We start from the raw sequence: 16,190 nt of genomic DNA on the forward strand, positions 1-16,190 counted from the left end.
TTTGCATGTTAAGTTAAACTACCTCAAATAAGATTTTTGCTAGTATAAAGTCCTTAGCATTTGACATCAACTAAAGTAGAATCAATTTTATCCTAATGTGTCCAATTTGATCTTAATATGTTAAAGGCTAAATATGTTAAAGGCTAATGACAAAGTTTTACTAATTTCTCAAGGATTAAAATGTGGTGGTGCTGATGTTGTGCTTCTTAATCTTGCGCGACTTTTGTTAGAGCAAGGACTGCAAGTTTATTTGATTGTCTTTGAGAAGGTTGATATTGATATTGATGTTGATGAACGAATTATTTTATTTGCAGAGGCAGCAAAAAACGCTCGTGGCATTAAAGTCATTCAAGAAACTTTGGTGTCTAGGTTAATTACCAAGTTAGATAAGCTCCATGGTTTTAAAATGATTTTTTCCAATAAAACGACTTCAAGGCAATGGCTAAAAACTTCTGTTGAGAATAAAACATTTTATTATCGACATTTTTGTTCAAGTTTTGTTCTAGATAAAAAGTTGAAGGAAAGTGAAAAATCCTATCAAAAAATGCGTAAAAAAGAATTTAGGCATTTTAATAAAAGACGAATTATATGTGTGTCTCATGGTGTGAAAGAGACCCTTCTTAATAGGTTTGAAGTTAAACCAAAATCTATTCATGTGTTATATAATTTTTTTGATTTTGATCTGATCCGCAGCAAAGCACAGGCATTTCAGGTTGATGAGAATCCCTATATTTTACATGTTGGCAGGTATAGCTTAGATCATAAGCGTCAGGATTTGCTATTAGCAGCATTTGAACAAGTTGCAGCGCATGTGAATTTGGTTTTTATTACTGATAATGTTCCGGCATTAGAAAGTCTTATAGCACTCTCAAAAAAGAGAAAGCAAGTTAAGGTCATTAATTTTATGAGTAATCCATTTCCATATATGAAAAATGCCAAAATCATGGTGTTATGCTCTGATCATGAAGCATTTGGTAACGTGATTGTTGAAGCGATGATCTGTGGAACACCTGTGGTTAGTACGAATTGTAAGTCGGGACCAAAAGAAATATTAGTTGAAAATATGGCTAAATACTTAGTACCTTGCAATGATCCGTTGGCGTTAGCTAAAAGTATAGAGGAAGCTTTAATCTCTCCTATTACTGCAACACAGCAGCAGTTAGAAAAGTTTAGCTTTGAAAGTGCATTTAACACTGTCAACAAGATATATCAGAAGGACTTGTTATAGTTCAGAGTTTGCGGGGTGAATACGTTTTGTTTGCAATAGTTGTTGTAGGTAATCAAAGTTTTTACTCTCATTTGATCTATCTGCTTCTTTGTGCCACAAATGAAAGACTTCTGTGGCGAACTTACCAGATTTACGTCTTTTCCCATAATTAAGTATGCGAATAACTAAGTCTGAGTCTTCAAATCCCCAGCCTTCAAAACTTTCGTCAAAGCCTCTTACGGCAAGTAAATCATTTTTCCAAAAGGCGAGATTGCAAGTTTTGGCGCCTTGCCATTTATTTGGTTTTTTATAACGATTTAAAAAAGGAACATAAAGTTTTGGCAAGAGTTTATTTGAATTTTTGCGCAAGGCACTAATCAGCCACTCAAAGCCACTTTTTTTCCATAATGGCAGCTGTTGTTGTAAAACTTTTTGTGTATAGCTTTTGGATAAAATGATACGGTGACCAACGACAAAATAGTTTGTCTCAGCTATTTTGCGGTGGTTTCCGACGAAGTGTATGTTTGGCACACAATCGCCATCAAGAAAGATAATGTAATCTCCAGAGGCATGCTTAATGCCAAGGTTACGTGCTCTTGCAGCGCGAAACCCTTTATCCTCCTGCCATAAATGTTTTAAAGGAAAGCGAGCTATTGTTTTAAATTGCTCAATCATTTCTTTGGTTGCAGAAGTTGAGCCATCATCGACAACAATAACCTCAAAATTACTATCGGTTTGGTTGTTTAACGCCGTTAAAACAAGTTGAAGTGCGTGAGACCAGTTATAGGTGGAAACAATAACTGAGATCAGTCCTTGGTAGGTGCTATTGTTCATTTTGCTGTTTCTCCCATAATTTAACATATTTAAAATATGAGCCGTAAGCCGAGAGTTTAGCAATTAAATAGCCACGTTTACCATCTAGAAATCCTAAGCGCATAATAAAGCCACGTAAGAAAGTCCAATGTTTATGAAAACTTGCCTTTAGCAAGGAAGTTCTTTTGCCTTTTTGCCACAGAATCGTGGAGGTGCCATCACTATAATCGTTCATTTTCTTTAATGAGCTGGTGACACTGTCCTGAGAGTGATGAATAAGTTTGCCTTGTAATATACCAGCTTGCTTTTTTGAAACATCAAGTTTGGCATGAACTATATCTTGTGTCCATTGATGTTTTTTGCAATCAAATAAACGGACAATCCAGTCTTTACCCCAGTCGCCATGGTGAATGATTTTGCCCAAAAAAAATGATCGACGATGCATTTTATAAAAGCTGTATTGTGGGGTTTTCAAAGTTGCTTTAATCGAGTGTGCAAGTTCGATTGTGACCTCTTCATCGGCATCTAATACAAGTCCCCAGTTAGTGGTTAATTGTGAAATGCCAAAATGCTTTTGTGGACCATCCCCAGGCCAATGACGTTCAATCGTCTTGGTACCATAAGATTGAGCAATTTCAAGTGTCTTATCAGTGCTACCTGAATCAACAACAATAATCTCGTCTGCCCATTTGACAGATTCTAAGCAGCGCGCGATATTTTTTTCTTCGTTTTTAGTAATAATTACTACGCCAAGCGTGTTTTTCTTTTCAGTCATAAGTGCAAGGTTGACCGGATTTGATTGCTGCGTATCATAACATAAGTTAAGCAATGACAAGAATGCGTTGTGATAATAATTTGTTAGAATGTTTTTGTTGGATGTTGGATGTTGGATGTTGGATGTTGGATGTTGGATGTTGGATGTTGGATGTTGGATGTTGGATGTTGGATGTTGGATGTTGGATAAATAAGTTATGTTAGGAAAAATTGGGTTAACGTTATTAATCGCTCTATGTGCGGGCATACATATTATCGATAAATATCGCACTATGGGTGTTTTAAGTTATTTGTTTAAGCCATTAACAACCTTGTTGATTTTGCTATATGCATTTTGCTTTAGTGCTGAGCTTAACTCGTTTGTAGTATTGATTTTATTGGGATTAATACTGTCATTGATAGGTGATATTTTTCTGCTATCGACAAAGGAGAAATGCTTTACTGGTGGGCTTACGAGTTTCTTGTTGGCACATATTGCTTATATTGTGGCTTTCTCGTTGCAGCTGACATTATTTCAATTTCATTGGTGGGTGATTATTGTGATGTTGCTATATGCGATAGTGTTTTACTCTTTGCTATATTCAAAACTGGGCTCAGACCGCATTGCCGTTGCTGTTTATATTGTGATTATTGTGGTAATGGGTGCCGTGGCTGTTAATGTTTATATTGCCGATAAGTCATTACCAAGCTTTTATATGATGCTAGGAGCGTTGTGCTTTATGTTCTCAGATTCCGTATTGGCATGGGATAAGTTTAAATGCAGGTTAAAGCACGAACCAAGTCTAGTGATGATTAGTTATTATTTGGCACAATATTTAATCGCCAGTGCGGCGATAGCCTTTTATTGAAGGTGACTGCACACTTTAGCAAGCACACTTAGTTTGCGTTTGGCATCCGTGACGTAATCATTGGTTTCATCCCAAGCATAACCGGCAAGAATTGAACAGATCTTGGCTTTGATTTCAGGTGGTTGAGTGTGGCTAAAAATAATTTGTTGTAATTCACCGGTGTACCAAGCGCGGACATAAGCTTTAAAGGTATTAACGCCTTTTTGTAACGGAATAGCGAAGTCTTGTTGCCAGTTAACACTCTCACCTTTTAGGGATTTATCTAATGTTTCAGCAGCAAGAACGGCTGACTTTAAAGCAATCGTGACCCCTGATGAGAATATAGGGTCTAAAAACTCGCCAGCATTGCCAAGAAGTGCATAGCCGGTGCCATACAGTGTGTTCACATCTTGGGCATAGCCAACAATCTTGCGCACTGGCATATCAAAGTTAGCTTCTTTTAAAATATTAGATAGATTAGGTGTTTCATTGATAAGTTGCATTAATATTTTTTCGGGTTCATCTTCACTTTGTTGTAGTAAATGCGGCTCACCAACCACACCAAGTGAGTATTTGGTTGGGCTTAAGGGAATCAGCCAAAACCAAATGTCGCTATGCATTGGGTGTACAGTGATCAAGATTTTATTTTGGTCAAATAATCTTTTATCAAGTGTGCGATTGATATGGGTGAAGACAGACATGCGTGGTGGGAATTCACTTGGTAGATTGAGCTTTAGTAAATTAGGCAACACGCGCGCAAAGCCGCTAGCATCAAGCACAAAGCGTGCGTGATATTGATGTGTTTTGCCACTTTTATCCATTGTGCTGATCATCTGACTATTGCTACTTAGTTGAATATCAGTAACTTGTTGCTCATAGATAATTGTCGTACCAAATTGTACAGCTTGATCAGCTAACAGCTTATCAAAAACACTACGCTCGACTTGAAATGTACTATCAAATCCAGCGCTAAATTTTTGACTAAAGTCAAATTCTGTATAATGCTCTTGATGGGAAAATGCAGCGCCATCTTTAAATTGAAAGTGTGCGTATTTAATGCAGGGCAGTAAATTAGCGTGTTCTAGAAATTCCATTGCTTGCGGCAGCAGGCTCTCGCCAATAGAAAAACGCGGGAACTTGGAGGATTCAATGATAGTGACTTGATAGCCTTTTTGTACAAGGATTGACGCGGCAACAGTGCCTGAAGGACCTGCGCCAATAATTAAAACATCAGCGTTAAAATCATTAGGTTTAGTGTTCATTGGAAGTTATGGAGTGATAATATTAAAGTTAGTGCGCTCACTGTAATCAAAAATCAAGCGTTACTCTATAATAATTTCATAAAAAGCAGGTTTTTGTACTTTTCTTTTTTTTTGTCATCAGTTATCTTGTTATCGAGCATTTTTTGCTCGTAGGTAAAATTACCCGTAAAGAAAACAGGAAGGGGAAGACAAATGTTAAAAAAAATCACATTGGCGATGCTTGCCGCATCTGCTGCCACGGCAGTGTATGCGCAAGATGCTAACAATAGCAATGCAGATAATCAAACAGTACAAGCGCAGATTGCTGAGCTGAAAAAAGAGATTGCCGCATTGCAAGCAAGTCAAGAAGCAATGGCAAAATCAGCACCTGCACAAACGCAACATGGCAGTGTTGAAAGTGTTGGTACTGGTTCAGATAGTTCTGATCACGTGACAGTGCCAACGAATATGGGGCAGATTCAGAATTTCTTATTCTCAGATATTCACGAAGGTGTGGTCCCTATGGGCATGTTAAGCTCATCACAGTTTGCACTAGGCTTATTGAAGCAGCGTAATATGTATAGTGATCGTGCGCTAGTTTTCGGTGGGTATTTAGAAGCAGATCCACAGGTTTGGCATGGTAGCCCAATCAAATATGGCAAAGGTACGCCAGAAGAAACATATCAGTCAGGCAAAGGCTTGCCAATTACTACAGCTAACTTGTATATTGCTGCGAATTTAGGGCGTTATGTTACAGCGGAAACAACGCTAGCAGCAGATCCATCTGATGGCTATAAAGTTAATGCACAAGACGCTTTTGTGATGTTTGGTAATTTAGATGACTTCCCACTGTATGCAACGGTTGGTAAAAACCGTCTGGCATTAGGTTCATTCTCAGGTGGTGGTCCATGGACTGGTTCATTAACGCAGATGTTATTTAGACCAAGTCGTGTCAATAATGTCTCGCTTGCTTACTATAAAGATGGCTTAAGCAGTAACGTAACACTTTTCCAAACAGATGATCATACCAGCAACTTTATTTATGCAGCGTTTTATGGTGGCGAGTCTGGCAAGTGGGCATATGGCGTTAACGGTGGTTATGTTTATAATGTTGATGGCACTGGTAATAGCTCATTTAAGGAAGCAACTCATTCTGGTACAGCTGATAAAACGCGTATCGGTGCAGTTAACTTTGATGCAAGCTTAAATTATGATATCTATGGTGTTGGTGCCGGTTGGGCGCAAACGACGAATAAATCAGACAAAACAAATAGTGGTTATGCCGGTGCTTGGTATGTTCAAGCAGGTTTCTCACCAGAGATCTATGGTCGTTCAACTAACTTCAATATCGCCTACAATGGTGCTTATAATACCAATGACTTGCCTATTACCTTAAGTGGTAATGCGGATAAAAGTTATTCAACTTATGGAGCAGCTACTGGCGTGAATAAGATGATTGTGGCTTCAGCGCAACGTCCATTCTTTACTGAGAATGTGTTGATCGGTCTGGAATATGCTTATATGCATATGTATAATAACCAACATACGAATGCGTATACCTTAGATATCTCAGTATATTTCTAAAAATAAAAACTGTAAAAATCGTAAAAAGTAGAAGGAACTCCTCAACCTTCTATTTTTGCCATTTCAAGCCTGCAATCGCAGGCTTTTTTGTTTGATCTTTCTGAAGTGCTCGAAGATGTTTATGGTGATGCGATTTTGACAGCGCAAAAAGAAACAGGGTTAGCTGAAAGTAAATTTCCAGCCTATTTTATTTGCCTTACACATTAGTGCAACTATTAGATGATGAATTTTATCCTTAAGCTTTATAGGTGATTGATAGAGGTGCGTGATCTGAAAACCATGAATCAGTATAGACATTATCGGCAATGACTTTATCTTTTAACTCAGGTGTAACCCACTGATAATCAATCCGCCAACCAACATTTTTAGCACGGGCCTGACCGCGATTTGACCACCAAGTATATTGTTCAGATTTTTGGTTAATTACGCGAAAGGCATCAACCCAACCAATATCATCAAAGACATGATCAAGCCAGGCACGTTCCTCAGGTAAAACGCCCGATGTTTTCTGGTTTTGTTTCCAGTTTTTAATATCGATTTCTTTGTGCACGATATTGACATCACCACAGATGATAAAGCGCTTGTTATGGTTAATTTGATCTTTGAGTATATCTTTATACTTATCTAAGAAATCCATTTTATATGCCTGACGTTCGTCACCACTGGAGCCTGAGGGGATATAGATAGAGGCAATACTTAAATCATCATAATCAAATTGAATATAGCGACCTTCATCATCTGCCCAGTCTATGCCTAGGGTGTGGATGATACGCTTAGGTTTGCGTTTGGCATAGATTGCAACGCCACTGTAGCCTTTTTTTTTGGCATCAGTATAGGCGTAGTGATACCCCTCAGGAAAATAAATAGCATTGTCTTTGAGTTGCTCAAATTGTGCTTTAGTTTCTTGGATGCATAAAAAATCAGCATCTTGCTGCATAAACCAGTCAAAAAAACCCTTGCGTGTGGCAGCCCGAATGCCGTTAGCATTAAATGAAATAATCTTCATATCATCCTTCTTGTCATAAAAAAGCCCGCAACAGCGGGCTTAAGATTTTAATGTCAGAGTGAATTATTTAGCAGCTGTTGTTGCATCTGCTTTAGTATCAGTTGCAGAAGCGTCATTGGCTGCAGGTTTCTCTGCTTTTTCTGCTTTGATCAATTCTACTTTGAAGCTTAATACTTGATTAGGTCCGATTTGTGGTGGAGCCATCTCGCCATAGGCTTGCTTAGGCGCGCAGTAAAGAATAACTGTTGAACCTACTGGGATTTGACTTAAAGCATCAGTCCAGCAAGGAATCACTTGGTTTAATGGGAAAGTTGCTGGTTTGCCAGTTTTTTCAGAACTATCAAACACTTTACCAAGAAGCTCGCCTTTGGCTAGTTGTGCCGCACCCGCTTTAGCGTCTTTGTTGAAATCAGCAGCAGGTGTTGTACCCGTGTAGTTGACAGTTACTGTATCAGTTTTAGCAGGAATGTCACCTTTACCTTCTGTGATTACTTGGTAGTAGATACCATCAGCTGCTTTTTTAACATTAGGCATTTTAGCAACGTCAGCCATAAATGCATCGGCTGCTTTTTGATTTGCTTCACCTTCAGCTTTCATTTTTGTTTGAGCTTTTTGGATCATTTCCATTTGGAAGGCTTGCATGATTTCTTTGCTTTTAGCTTCAGAAATCTTAGATTCTTTGCCAGAAAGTCCAGCTTCTAAGCCTGCATTTAATTGTTTGACATCAAGCTCGATATCTTGTGATTTGAAGCCTTTGCCCATCTCTTGACCGATGATGTAGCTTACTTCTTTCATATCAACTTTAGCAGGCTTTGCCGCAGCAGGCTTGGCATCAACTGCGGTTGCAGTTGCTTGCGCATCAGCGGCATAAGCTGTGATTGAACCAGCAAGTAGCATGGCAGTGGTTAGTGCAATAATCTTTTTCATGTGTTCTCCTTAGATTGAGATTATCTGTTTAAAGTTCAAATACGCATCACATCGTAGAAATTGATTTGGCATAAGTCAATATGTGTATGCGGCAAAAAAATGCTATATTCTTTGGATTGACATTATGGTTAATGCATTTTGGATGGATTGCGTTTATGCTAAGAGCATCGGTGTTAAGGATAAATAATGCGAAAGAGGAGTGCGATGTGAGGGGATTAAAGTTTAGTGTTATTTTGCTGAGTATGAGCATGAGCTATGCCAGTGCGCAAACTCAATATACAGTGGATTATGCCTTAGGTGATTATTATTACCCATATGTTAATCAGCATGAAGATAACAAAGGTTGTTTGACTGAATTTGTGACAAAAGTTTTTAACAGTCAAGGCGTGAAGCTTGGTGAGATTAAATGGTTACCCTGGAGTGTGGCAATAAAAAGTTTAGCCTATGGTGCATCACCTAGTGTGTCATTTCCATGGAGCTATACCAAGAAGCGCGCACAAAAATATCTTTACAGTGATGCGCTTTACACTAAATCAGCTTACATTTGGATGTTGACTGATAATAAGCAAAGCCATACTGATTTCAAATCATTACAAGGGGCGAAAGTCTGTGTGCCGCAAGGATATGGTGCTTATGGCAAGTTGGCAGAAATGTTTGCGCAAAAGACAGCAACGCGTATTACTGCATTAACAATGCAAGATTGTTTTAGTCAATTGAAGGCTAAGCGTGTGACTGCTGTCTACGCAGGTAACGATGCGCTTGAAAATATTGCGCATATCAAAGATGGAATAAGCCTTTTCACTAAGGCATTTGTTGCGGATCAGCAGACGCATTACCTAATTGCTGCAAAAGATCAAACAGGTTCAGCTAAGCTGATTAGTTTATTTAATAACGGGCTAAAAACCATGAAGTTTAATCCAGATCTATATTGCGGATTTGATGAACAATAATTGTTTAATTTATTTCAAAACATTTGTTACGTAATGAATAAATGAGAAGTTGCGTTTCAACTCCCCCTCACCCGCGCAGCGTAAGCTGCACGACCTCTCCCGCAAGGGGAGAGGTAATAGTTGGTGTAACTTGTTTTTTCACCATTGCCATGCTTACGCCACTAAATATTGGAATGGCGAAACAGAAGAGTTAGCGCATTCGCTAAATATCTGCTGAATTACAATTGTGAAGCGATATTTTTTTGTGCTAAGGTTGAGTCTAATAAGTGTTTGCAAAATTTTGTTGTGAAGCCATCGCGACAAGGTCAGCGATATACTATAATGTCCAACCAATAAATTGGCTTTTAGGTTTGAGCTTGGAAGTTAAATAATTAAGCAAAATCAATAGGATTACACTTGCATGAAGAAAAATGAGTTCTTGCGAAATGCACTATTCTGGGGCTTGATTGCCGTAGGTCTAGTGTTTATTTTTAGCAACATGAGTACAAAGACAGATCCATCAACAACGATGAAGTACTCAAGTTTTGTGCAACAATTAAAGAGCGGCAGCATCCAATCAATTAATGTTGATGGCCGAACCTTCACAGGGACAACTGATACGGGTGAGAAGTTTACTACCTATGCGCCATTGTTGGATCAAAGCATTGTTGATCAGATGCTAACTAAAAACGCTGAAGTATCTGCGAAAGCACCTGAAAAGCCAAGTTTGCTATTGGCATTTTTGTTTAACTGGTTGCCGTTATTATTAATTGCCGGCTTTTTTATTTTCCTAATGATGCGTGCTGGAGGTGGCAAAAGTGGTGCTTTCTCATTTGGTAAAAGTAAAGCAAAGCTTTTAGGTGAAGATCAGATCAAAGTCACATTAGCAGATGTTGCCGGTGTCGATGAAGCCAAGGAAGAAGTCGCTGAAATCGTTGATTTTCTAAAGAATCCTGCCAAATACGAGAAGATTGGCGGTAAGATCCCTAAAGGCGTCTTGATGGTTGGTCCGCCTGGAACTGGTAAGACTCTATTAGCACGCGCCATTGCCGGTGAAGCAAAGGTGCCTTTCTTTTCAATCTCAGGTTCTGATTTCGTTGAAATGTTTGTTGGTGTTGGTGCGTCACGTGTGCGAGATATGTTTGAGCAAGCTAAGCGTCGAGCGCCTTGTATTATCTTTATCGATGAGATTGATGCGGTGGGTCGCCATCGAGGGGCTGGCCTAGGTGGTGGTCATGATGAGCGTGAGCAGACATTAAACCAGATGTTGGTTGAGATGGATGGATTCGCTGATAATGAAGGTGTTATTGTGATTGCTGCAACTAACCGACCGGATGTGTTGGATCCTGCATTGTTGCGTCCTGGTCGTTTTGATAGACAAGTAACGGTTGGTTTGCCAAGTGTTAAAGGTCGTGAGCAAATTCTAAAAGTTCATATGCGTAAGATTGCGGTAGCCGATGAGGTGCGTGTTGACTGGATTGCGCGTGGTACACCAGGCTTCTCAGGTGCTGAGCTTGCTAACTTGGTCAATGAAGCAGCGTTATTTGCGGCACGCGTTAACAAAGAAATCGTTGGCATGGAAGAGTTTGAAAAAGCCAAAGATAAGATCTTGATGGGAACTGAGCGTCGTTCGATGGCAATGAGTGATGAGCAGAAGCGCTTAACGGCTTATCATGAAGCTGGACATGCGATTGTTGGGCGTTTGGTGCCTGATCACGATCCTGTATATAAGGTTAGTATTATCCCAAGAGGACGTGCGTTAGGTGTAACAATGTACTTGCCAGATGGTGACCAAGTCAGTCAATCTCGCGAGCAGTTATTAAGTCGTTTATCAAGTATCTTTGGTGGGCGTATCGCTGAAGAGCTCATTTTTGGTTATGACAAAGTTACTACGGGTGCTTCTAATGATATCCAAGTAGCAACTAATATCGCTCGCAGCATGGTGACCAAGTGGGGCTTGTCCGACAAGATGGGACCAATTTTGTTTGATGAAGACGATCAGCAGCCGTTTTTAGGTCAAAGCATGGGTAAAAACTCGAAGCATTTTGCAGATAAAACAGCGCTTGATATTGATGGTGAAGTTCGTCGCTTAATCGATGAAAACTATTCAAGAGCGGAGACTATTCTTAAGGAAAATACCGATATCTTGCACGCCATGGCGGATGCATTAATGAAGTATGAAACCATCGATTCAATGCAGGTCGATGATTTAATGGCGCGTCGCGAGGTCAGAGAACCAGGTGATTGGGGCGATAGCTATATTCCCAAAGATGAGAAAGAAAAATCAGCTCCAGAAGTAGCTAAAGAAGCACTAACTGCAACACCATCTGAAGCAACTAAACCGCAAAAAGCGGATGACCAATCTGAAAAATAAGCGCTTAAACGCGTGGATATTATTGCAAATATAATTTGATTCATCACACTTTATCCACGTTGGCTGAGCGTCAGTCGAAGCGATCATTATTCGTATCCTTTAACTACGCTCAGAGAACGAGTGAATCTCAATAATTACCTCTGTAATGTGCCTAAGTTATGATAGATTTTTTTACGATGGGAAAATGCTTTTCTTGCTCGAGCACCCAGAGTCTCATTAATATCTTCTACAGTTGTGGCATGCTCAATGATTTTATGATCTTTGATTCTTCCTTGCTGATAGAACCATTCAGCTACGGCTGTCCATCGCCATAAAGGACTTTTATTGCTAATTTTCAAAATTGGTTTGGGGAAAGTGTTATTGCCCCTTTTGCCCAGAATGTATAGCGATAGCGCTTGCTTACTTAATGCAACTCGACTTGCAATATCAGTTGAGTTGACAAGGTGTTCTGGCGCAACACTACTTACAGAAGCATTGATTCGTGCTGACTCAATATCTTTAATTGCGGAAAGGATTGCTTGTTCAAAGCTCACATCTTCTCTGTCAAAATCAAGATACACGGTGCCATTTTTAAAATTAATAATAGCGTCATCACAACCCGCTTCAAATAAGGCGTCTTCCAAGTCCGGTGTATTTTCATCGACTCCCTGAAGGATAAGTGTAAATTCATAAGTTTCAGCCATTTTATTCTCCTTGATGCTCACAGTTGTCAACGACTCTTCTAATTTGTTTTGCATGATTCTCAGCACTACGAGGTGTTGACCATACGCTGATTGAGTGCCCGTCTCGGTTTTCAAGTGGACATAATAGCCGACCCCAAGCATGTGCAGAGTTGCCGCTAGATTGATAACGCCATCCCTTCATTTCAGCATATTTGATGGCTTTCTCAATTTCTTTATTAGGGTGCTTGGTTCTCATGCATTTGTGTAGTTAATCAGGATGTTTTGAATTATAGACCAATGTTGACATATGTCAACAAATGAAGAGGCGCTTATAATGTGACTCATCACACTTTATCAGCGTTGGCTGAGCGTCAGTCGAAGCCATTGTTACTCGTACCCTTTAACTATGCTCAGGGAAAGAGTGAAGTCCAATAGTTATCTCTGTAATGCGCCTTGATATTGAGGTGTATTCTCTAATTCACAATGATCGTTCATTCTGCTGCGGGTATAGATCTCAGCAAGTGGCGTATGTTTGAAATTTTCACTATCAATAGTACCGGCATATAGAATATACAAGTGATCAAAGGCGGTGCACTTATTGATAATTGATCCACAGCAGTTGGCGCATGAACCACGTGAGACAACGCTTCCGCTATCAGACGTTTTGTCAAAAAAGTTGACTTGACCTTGAAGTTGAATGTCACTTTTGTTAAAAGCAACGGCTGGCTCATAAGCGCAACCTGTCCATTTTTGGCAATCTTTACAGTGGCAATTAAGCATTGCTACTGGTTCAGCAGTAATATTTATTTTGACACCCCCGCAAAGGCAACTAGCAGTGTAGATGGTGTTGTTCATTATCTGTTATATCCAAAGATTGGTGTGGGTAGACAGTACTATTTATGAGCTTCACCTGTCAATGACAACATTTTATAAATTTCGCCTTGAAATATCTTTTTTAACGCCCATTTGTTTGCGGTCAAGTTTTAAATAAAGCAAATCAAAATAGGAGTAAGCATGTCTGAAAAGCAAGTTTTTGACTTTCAAACGGAAGTAAAACAATTATTACATTTGGTGATTCATTCCCTCTATTCAAATCGTGAAATTTTCTTAAGAGAGCTTATTTCTAACGCATCAGATGCAGCAGAGAAGCTACGCTTTGAAGCATTAAGCAATGCGGATATTTTTGAAAATGATGCTGATTTAAAGGTGCGTGTTTCTTTTGATAAAGATGCTAAAACGATTACAATCTCAGATAATGGTATCGGCATGACGCGTGATGAGGTGATTGAGCATTTGGGCACAATTGCAAAATCAGGCACTAAGAAATTCTTAGAAGCATTAAGTGGTGATCAAAGTAAAGATTCGCAATTGATTGGTCAGTTTGGTGTTGGCTTTTATTCTGCCTATATCGTTGCTGATAAGGTTACTGTAAATACACGTAAAGCTGGCGTTGAAGCTTCAGAAGGTGTGCGTTGGGAGTCTAAGGCCGACGGTTCATTTAGCGTTGAAGATATTACTAAAGAGGCGCGTGGTACTGAGATTGTGCTGCACCTTAAAGATGAGGAGCATGATTTGCTTGATGACTTTAAATTGCGCCAAATTGTTAAGAAATACTCAGATCATATCTCATTACCTATTCAAATGCTAAAAACTGAGCATGATGAAGAAGGTAAAGAAAAAGAAACCAAAGAATGGGAAACAATTAATAAGGCAAAAGCCTTGTGGACACGTTCTAAATCTGAAATTACCGATGAAGAGTACAAAGAGTTTTATAAGCATATTTCACATGATTTTACCGATCCATTGACTTGGTCGCACAATAAGGTTGAAGGTAATCTCGAATATACAAGTCTCCTGTATCTACCAGAGCGCGCGCCATTTGATCTATGGGATCGCGAGCGTAAATCTGGTTTACAGCTTTACGTACAACGTGTATTTATCATGGAAAATGAGCACTTATTGCCATCATACTTACGTTTTGTTAAAGGTGTTATTGATTCAAATGATTTGCCATTGAATATTTCACGTGAGATTTTGCAGCATAACAAAGTAATTGATAAGATCAAAAAAGCAGCGGCTAAAAAAGTCTTAGACATGCTTGATAAAATGGCTAAAGATGATAAAGAACAGTATGAAAAATTCTGGAAGGCATTTGGGCAAGTATTAAAAGAAGCACCTGCTGAAGATCATGAAAACAAAGATAAGATCGCTAAGTTATTGCGCTTTGCCTCAACGCACAAAGATACTGCCGAGCAGGACGTATCATTAGCTGATTACGTGTCACGTATGAAGGAAGATCAGAAGTTTATCTACTATGTGACCGCTGAGAGCTTTAATGCAGCAAAGAATAATCCACAGCTGGAAGTATTCCGTAAGAAAGGCATTGAAGTATTGCTGTTAAGCGATCGCGTTGATGAGTGGATGACGTCACACTTATCTGAGTTTGATGGTAAGACTTTGAAGTCTGTTGCAAAAGGTGATTTAGATCTTGGTGATTTGGATTCCGAAGAAGATAAAAAGCAGCAAGAAGAAACTCAAAAAGAGTTTGAAAGCATTATTAAGCAAATGAAAGAAGTGCTTCAAGATAAAGTCGAAGATGTACGTCTTTCTAAGCGTTTGACTAATTCGCCAAGCTGTATTGTTGTTAATGATTATGGCATGAGTATGCATTTGCAAAAAATGATGGCAGATGCCGGACAAATGATGATGCCTGGCATGGGTGGCAAGCCAATTCTTGAGATCAATGCCGATCATAAATTAGTGAAGCATTTGCAGCAAGAGCAAGACGATGCACAATTTGCTGATTGGACAGATCTTTTATATCAACAAGCCTTGTTGGTTGAAGGGGCTCAATTAGAGGATCCAGCGAACTTTGTCGGTTTGGTTAATAAATATTTAGCGGTGTAATCGTATATCCCCATCACAAACCACTTTGCAACTAAGCACTGCAAAAGATTTATGATGGGTGTACTTTTGATAAGGAATTTTGTGCCTCGAATGGCTGCCATCTTTAATGTTTCTATAAAGCTGTTTAGTTTTTATCATTAGCAATTTAGTATTATTTTGAATTAAACTAAGTGGCGTTGAGTTGTTATAACACGTAAGCTTATTAATATGAACGTTAGCTAAGCGGAGTCGAAGCTTATCACTCGTTGTTAGACTAATATTTTGAGAAAGCTGAATATGCGCTATTACTCACTAGATCTAAATAAAATACCATAAAACTTAAGGAGTTTATTATGCAGAATACATTGGTCTTAGTTGCGGACTTTATTAATGAAATCGTCGATCCAAAAGGTGCTTTTGGTGCGCATAATGCGGCACGTATTATCGAAGATAAAACAATGGAAAAGGCGAATGAAGTGATTGCTTGGGCACGAAAGCATAACGTGTTAGTTGCGCATGTTAAAGTAGGTTTTGAAGCAAATTATCAAGAATGTCCCAAGCATTCACCGATGTTTGGTAAGGCGCCAGAGTACGGCGTATTGAAACTCGGGACATGGGGAACGGAATTTCACGAAAAAATGAATGTTGAACCTCAAGATGTTATTGTTACTAAACATCGCGTGAGTGCATTATATGGCACGAATTTGGAACCTGTACTAAGAGCCAATAAAATTGAACGCGTAATCATTTGTGGCGTATCAACGACTTATGTAGTTGAAGCCACAGCGCGCGAATTGCATGATCGTGATTATCAGGTGGTTATTGTTGCTGATGCCTGTAATGGAGCAACTAAAGAGTCGCATGAAGCAAGTTTAAGCGCCTTATCACGTTTGGCACAAATTACTACAGCCGCTGAGTTCACCAAAGAAAATTAAGTGGTGTGCGTCTAAATTTGGAGTA

General features: G+C 39.2%; 14 protein-coding genes. 7 read left to right on the forward strand and 7 right to left on the reverse strand.

Annotation, left to right across the window (positions count from 1 at the left end; genetic code table 11):
- Positions 1-133 precede the first annotated feature (133 nt).
- Positions 134-1,228, forward strand: coding sequence for a glycosyltransferase (locus IE867_RS04905; protein ID WP_192483665.1), 1,095 nt, complete (start codon positions 134-136; stop codon positions 1,226-1,228).
- Here the strand turns inward: IE867_RS04905 and IE867_RS04910 are convergent.
- Entirely contained in the window at positions 1,223-2,041 is an 819-nt protein-coding gene (locus tag IE867_RS04910) for a glycosyltransferase family 2 protein (protein WP_192483666.1), read from the reverse strand. The two genes, IE867_RS04905 and IE867_RS04910, sit on opposite strands and share 6 nt — an antisense overlap.
- The gene (locus IE867_RS04915; protein ID WP_192483667.1) at positions 2,031-2,795 is read right to left on the reverse strand and encodes a glycosyltransferase family 2 protein; all 765 of its coding nucleotides are present in this window, start codon (positions 2,793-2,795) and stop codon (positions 2,031-2,033) included. Before IE867_RS04915 ends, IE867_RS04910 begins: the two co-directional genes overlap by 11 nt.
- Positions 2,796-2,991: 196 nt before the next feature.
- Here IE867_RS04915 and IE867_RS04920 point away from each other — a divergent pair, with 196 nt between their 5' ends.
- Positions 2,992-3,642 carry a lysoplasmalogenase gene (locus IE867_RS04920; RefSeq protein ID WP_192483668.1) on the forward strand — a complete coding sequence of 217 codons (651 nt, stop codon included), beginning with the start codon at positions 2,992-2,994 and terminating at the stop codon, positions 3,640-3,642.
- Here IE867_RS04920 and IE867_RS04925 read toward each other — a convergent pair.
- Positions 3,636-4,883: an NAD(P)/FAD-dependent oxidoreductase gene (locus tag IE867_RS04925; RefSeq protein ID WP_192483669.1), complete on the reverse strand. Its 1,248-nt coding sequence runs from the start codon at positions 4,881-4,883 to the stop codon at positions 3,636-3,638. The two genes, IE867_RS04920 and IE867_RS04925, sit on opposite strands and share 7 nt — an antisense overlap.
- 192 nt (positions 4,884-5,075) lie before the next feature.
- On the opposite strand from IE867_RS04925, the gene IE867_RS04930 reads away from it, so the two are divergent.
- Positions 5,076-6,446, forward strand: coding sequence for an LbtU family siderophore porin (locus IE867_RS04930; RefSeq protein WP_192483670.1), 1,371 nt, complete (start codon positions 5,076-5,078; stop codon positions 6,444-6,446).
- Positions 6,447-6,681: 235 nt separating this feature from the next.
- On the opposite strand, the gene IE867_RS04935 is transcribed toward IE867_RS04930, so the two are convergent.
- Together IE867_RS04935 and IE867_RS04940 are read right to left on the reverse strand one after the other, a co-directional pair.
- On the reverse strand, positions 6,682-7,452 hold the full coding sequence (locus tag IE867_RS04935; RefSeq protein WP_192483671.1) for an exodeoxyribonuclease III: 771 nt from the start codon (positions 7,450-7,452) through the stop codon (positions 6,682-6,684).
- A gap of 63 nt (positions 7,453-7,515) precedes the next feature.
- Complete coding sequence (locus IE867_RS04940) at positions 7,516-8,379, reverse strand: FKBP-type peptidyl-prolyl cis-trans isomerase N-terminal domain-containing protein (RefSeq protein ID WP_192483672.1); 864 nt, start codon at positions 8,377-8,379, stop codon at positions 7,516-7,518.
- A gap of 155 nt (positions 8,380-8,534) precedes the next feature.
- Here IE867_RS04940 and IE867_RS04945 point away from each other — a divergent pair, with 155 nt between their 5' ends.
- On the forward strand, positions 8,535-9,329 hold the full coding sequence (locus tag IE867_RS04945; RefSeq protein WP_192483673.1) for a substrate-binding periplasmic protein: 795 nt from the start codon (positions 8,535-8,537) through the stop codon (positions 9,327-9,329).
- A gap of 400 nt (positions 9,330-9,729) precedes the next feature.
- On the forward strand, positions 9,730-11,682 hold the full coding sequence (ftsH, locus tag IE867_RS04950) for an ATP-dependent zinc metalloprotease FtsH (RefSeq protein ID WP_192483674.1): 1,953 nt from the start codon (positions 9,730-9,732) through the stop codon (positions 11,680-11,682).
- Between the two features lie 134 nt (positions 11,683-11,816).
- Here the strand turns inward: ftsH and IE867_RS04955 are convergent, their stop codons facing one another.
- Together IE867_RS04955 and IE867_RS04960 are read right to left on the reverse strand one after the other, a co-directional pair.
- On the reverse strand, positions 11,817-12,365 hold the full coding sequence (locus IE867_RS04955; protein ID WP_192483675.1) for a helix-turn-helix transcriptional regulator: 549 nt from the start codon (positions 12,363-12,365) through the stop codon (positions 11,817-11,819).
- 414 nt (positions 12,366-12,779) lie between these two features.
- Positions 12,780-13,199, reverse strand: coding sequence for a GFA family protein (locus IE867_RS04960; RefSeq protein ID WP_192483676.1), 420 nt, complete (start codon positions 13,197-13,199; stop codon positions 12,780-12,782).
- A 159-nt stretch (positions 13,200-13,358) separates the two neighbouring features.
- Here IE867_RS04960 and htpG point away from each other — a divergent pair, with 159 nt between their 5' ends.
- Both htpG and IE867_RS04970 read left to right on the forward strand, forming a co-directional pair.
- Positions 13,359-15,251: a molecular chaperone HtpG gene (gene htpG / locus IE867_RS04965; protein ID WP_192483677.1), complete on the forward strand. Its 1,893-nt coding sequence runs from the start codon at positions 13,359-13,361 to the stop codon at positions 15,249-15,251.
- 332 nt (positions 15,252-15,583) lie between these two features.
- Positions 15,584-16,165, forward strand: a complete 582-nt coding sequence (locus IE867_RS04970; protein WP_192483678.1) for a cysteine hydrolase family protein — start codon at positions 15,584-15,586, stop codon at positions 16,163-16,165.
- Positions 16,166-16,190 lie beyond the last annotated feature (25 nt).

This window comes from Cysteiniphilum marinum (genome assembly GCF_014857925.1).
Classification (GTDB): Bacteria; Pseudomonadota; Gammaproteobacteria; order Francisellales; family Francisellaceae; genus Caedibacter; species Caedibacter marinus.

Excerpts from the sequence above, each read along its gene's own strand:
- IE867_RS04905 (WP_192483665.1), top strand. The coding sequence starts at position 134 with ATGTTAAAGGCTAATGACAAAGTTTTACTAATTTCTCAAGGATTAAAA.
- IE867_RS04910 (WP_192483666.1), bottom strand. The coding sequence starts at position 2,041 with ATGAACAATAGCACCTACCAAGGACTGATCTCAGTTATTGTTTCCACC.
- IE867_RS04915 (WP_192483667.1), bottom strand. The coding sequence starts at position 2,795 with ATGACTGAAAAGAAAAACACGCTTGGCGTAGTAATTATTACTAAAAAC.
- IE867_RS04920 (WP_192483668.1), top strand. The coding sequence starts at position 2,992 with ATGTTAGGAAAAATTGGGTTAACGTTATTAATCGCTCTATGTGCGGGC.
- IE867_RS04925 (WP_192483669.1), bottom strand. The coding sequence starts at position 4,883 with ATGAACACTAAACCTAATGATTTTAACGCTGATGTTTTAATTATTGGC.
- IE867_RS04930 (WP_192483670.1), top strand. The coding sequence starts at position 5,076 with ATGTTAAAAAAAATCACATTGGCGATGCTTGCCGCATCTGCTGCCACG.
- IE867_RS04935 (WP_192483671.1), bottom strand. The coding sequence starts at position 7,452 with ATGAAGATTATTTCATTTAATGCTAACGGCATTCGGGCTGCCACACGC.
- IE867_RS04940 (WP_192483672.1), bottom strand. The coding sequence starts at position 8,379 with ATGAAAAAGATTATTGCACTAACCACTGCCATGCTACTTGCTGGTTCA.
- IE867_RS04945 (WP_192483673.1), top strand. The coding sequence starts at position 8,535 with ATGCTAAGAGCATCGGTGTTAAGGATAAATAATGCGAAAGAGGAGTGC.
- ftsH (WP_192483674.1), top strand. The coding sequence starts at position 9,730 with ATGAAGAAAAATGAGTTCTTGCGAAATGCACTATTCTGGGGCTTGATT.
- IE867_RS04955 (WP_192483675.1), bottom strand. The coding sequence starts at position 12,365 with ATGGCTGAAACTTATGAATTTACACTTATCCTTCAGGGAGTCGATGAA.
- IE867_RS04960 (WP_192483676.1), bottom strand. The coding sequence starts at position 13,199 with ATGAACAACACCATCTACACTGCTAGTTGCCTTTGCGGGGGTGTCAAA.
- htpG (WP_192483677.1), top strand. The coding sequence starts at position 13,359 with ATGTCTGAAAAGCAAGTTTTTGACTTTCAAACGGAAGTAAAACAATTA.
- IE867_RS04970 (WP_192483678.1), top strand. The coding sequence starts at position 15,584 with ATGCAGAATACATTGGTCTTAGTTGCGGACTTTATTAATGAAATCGTC.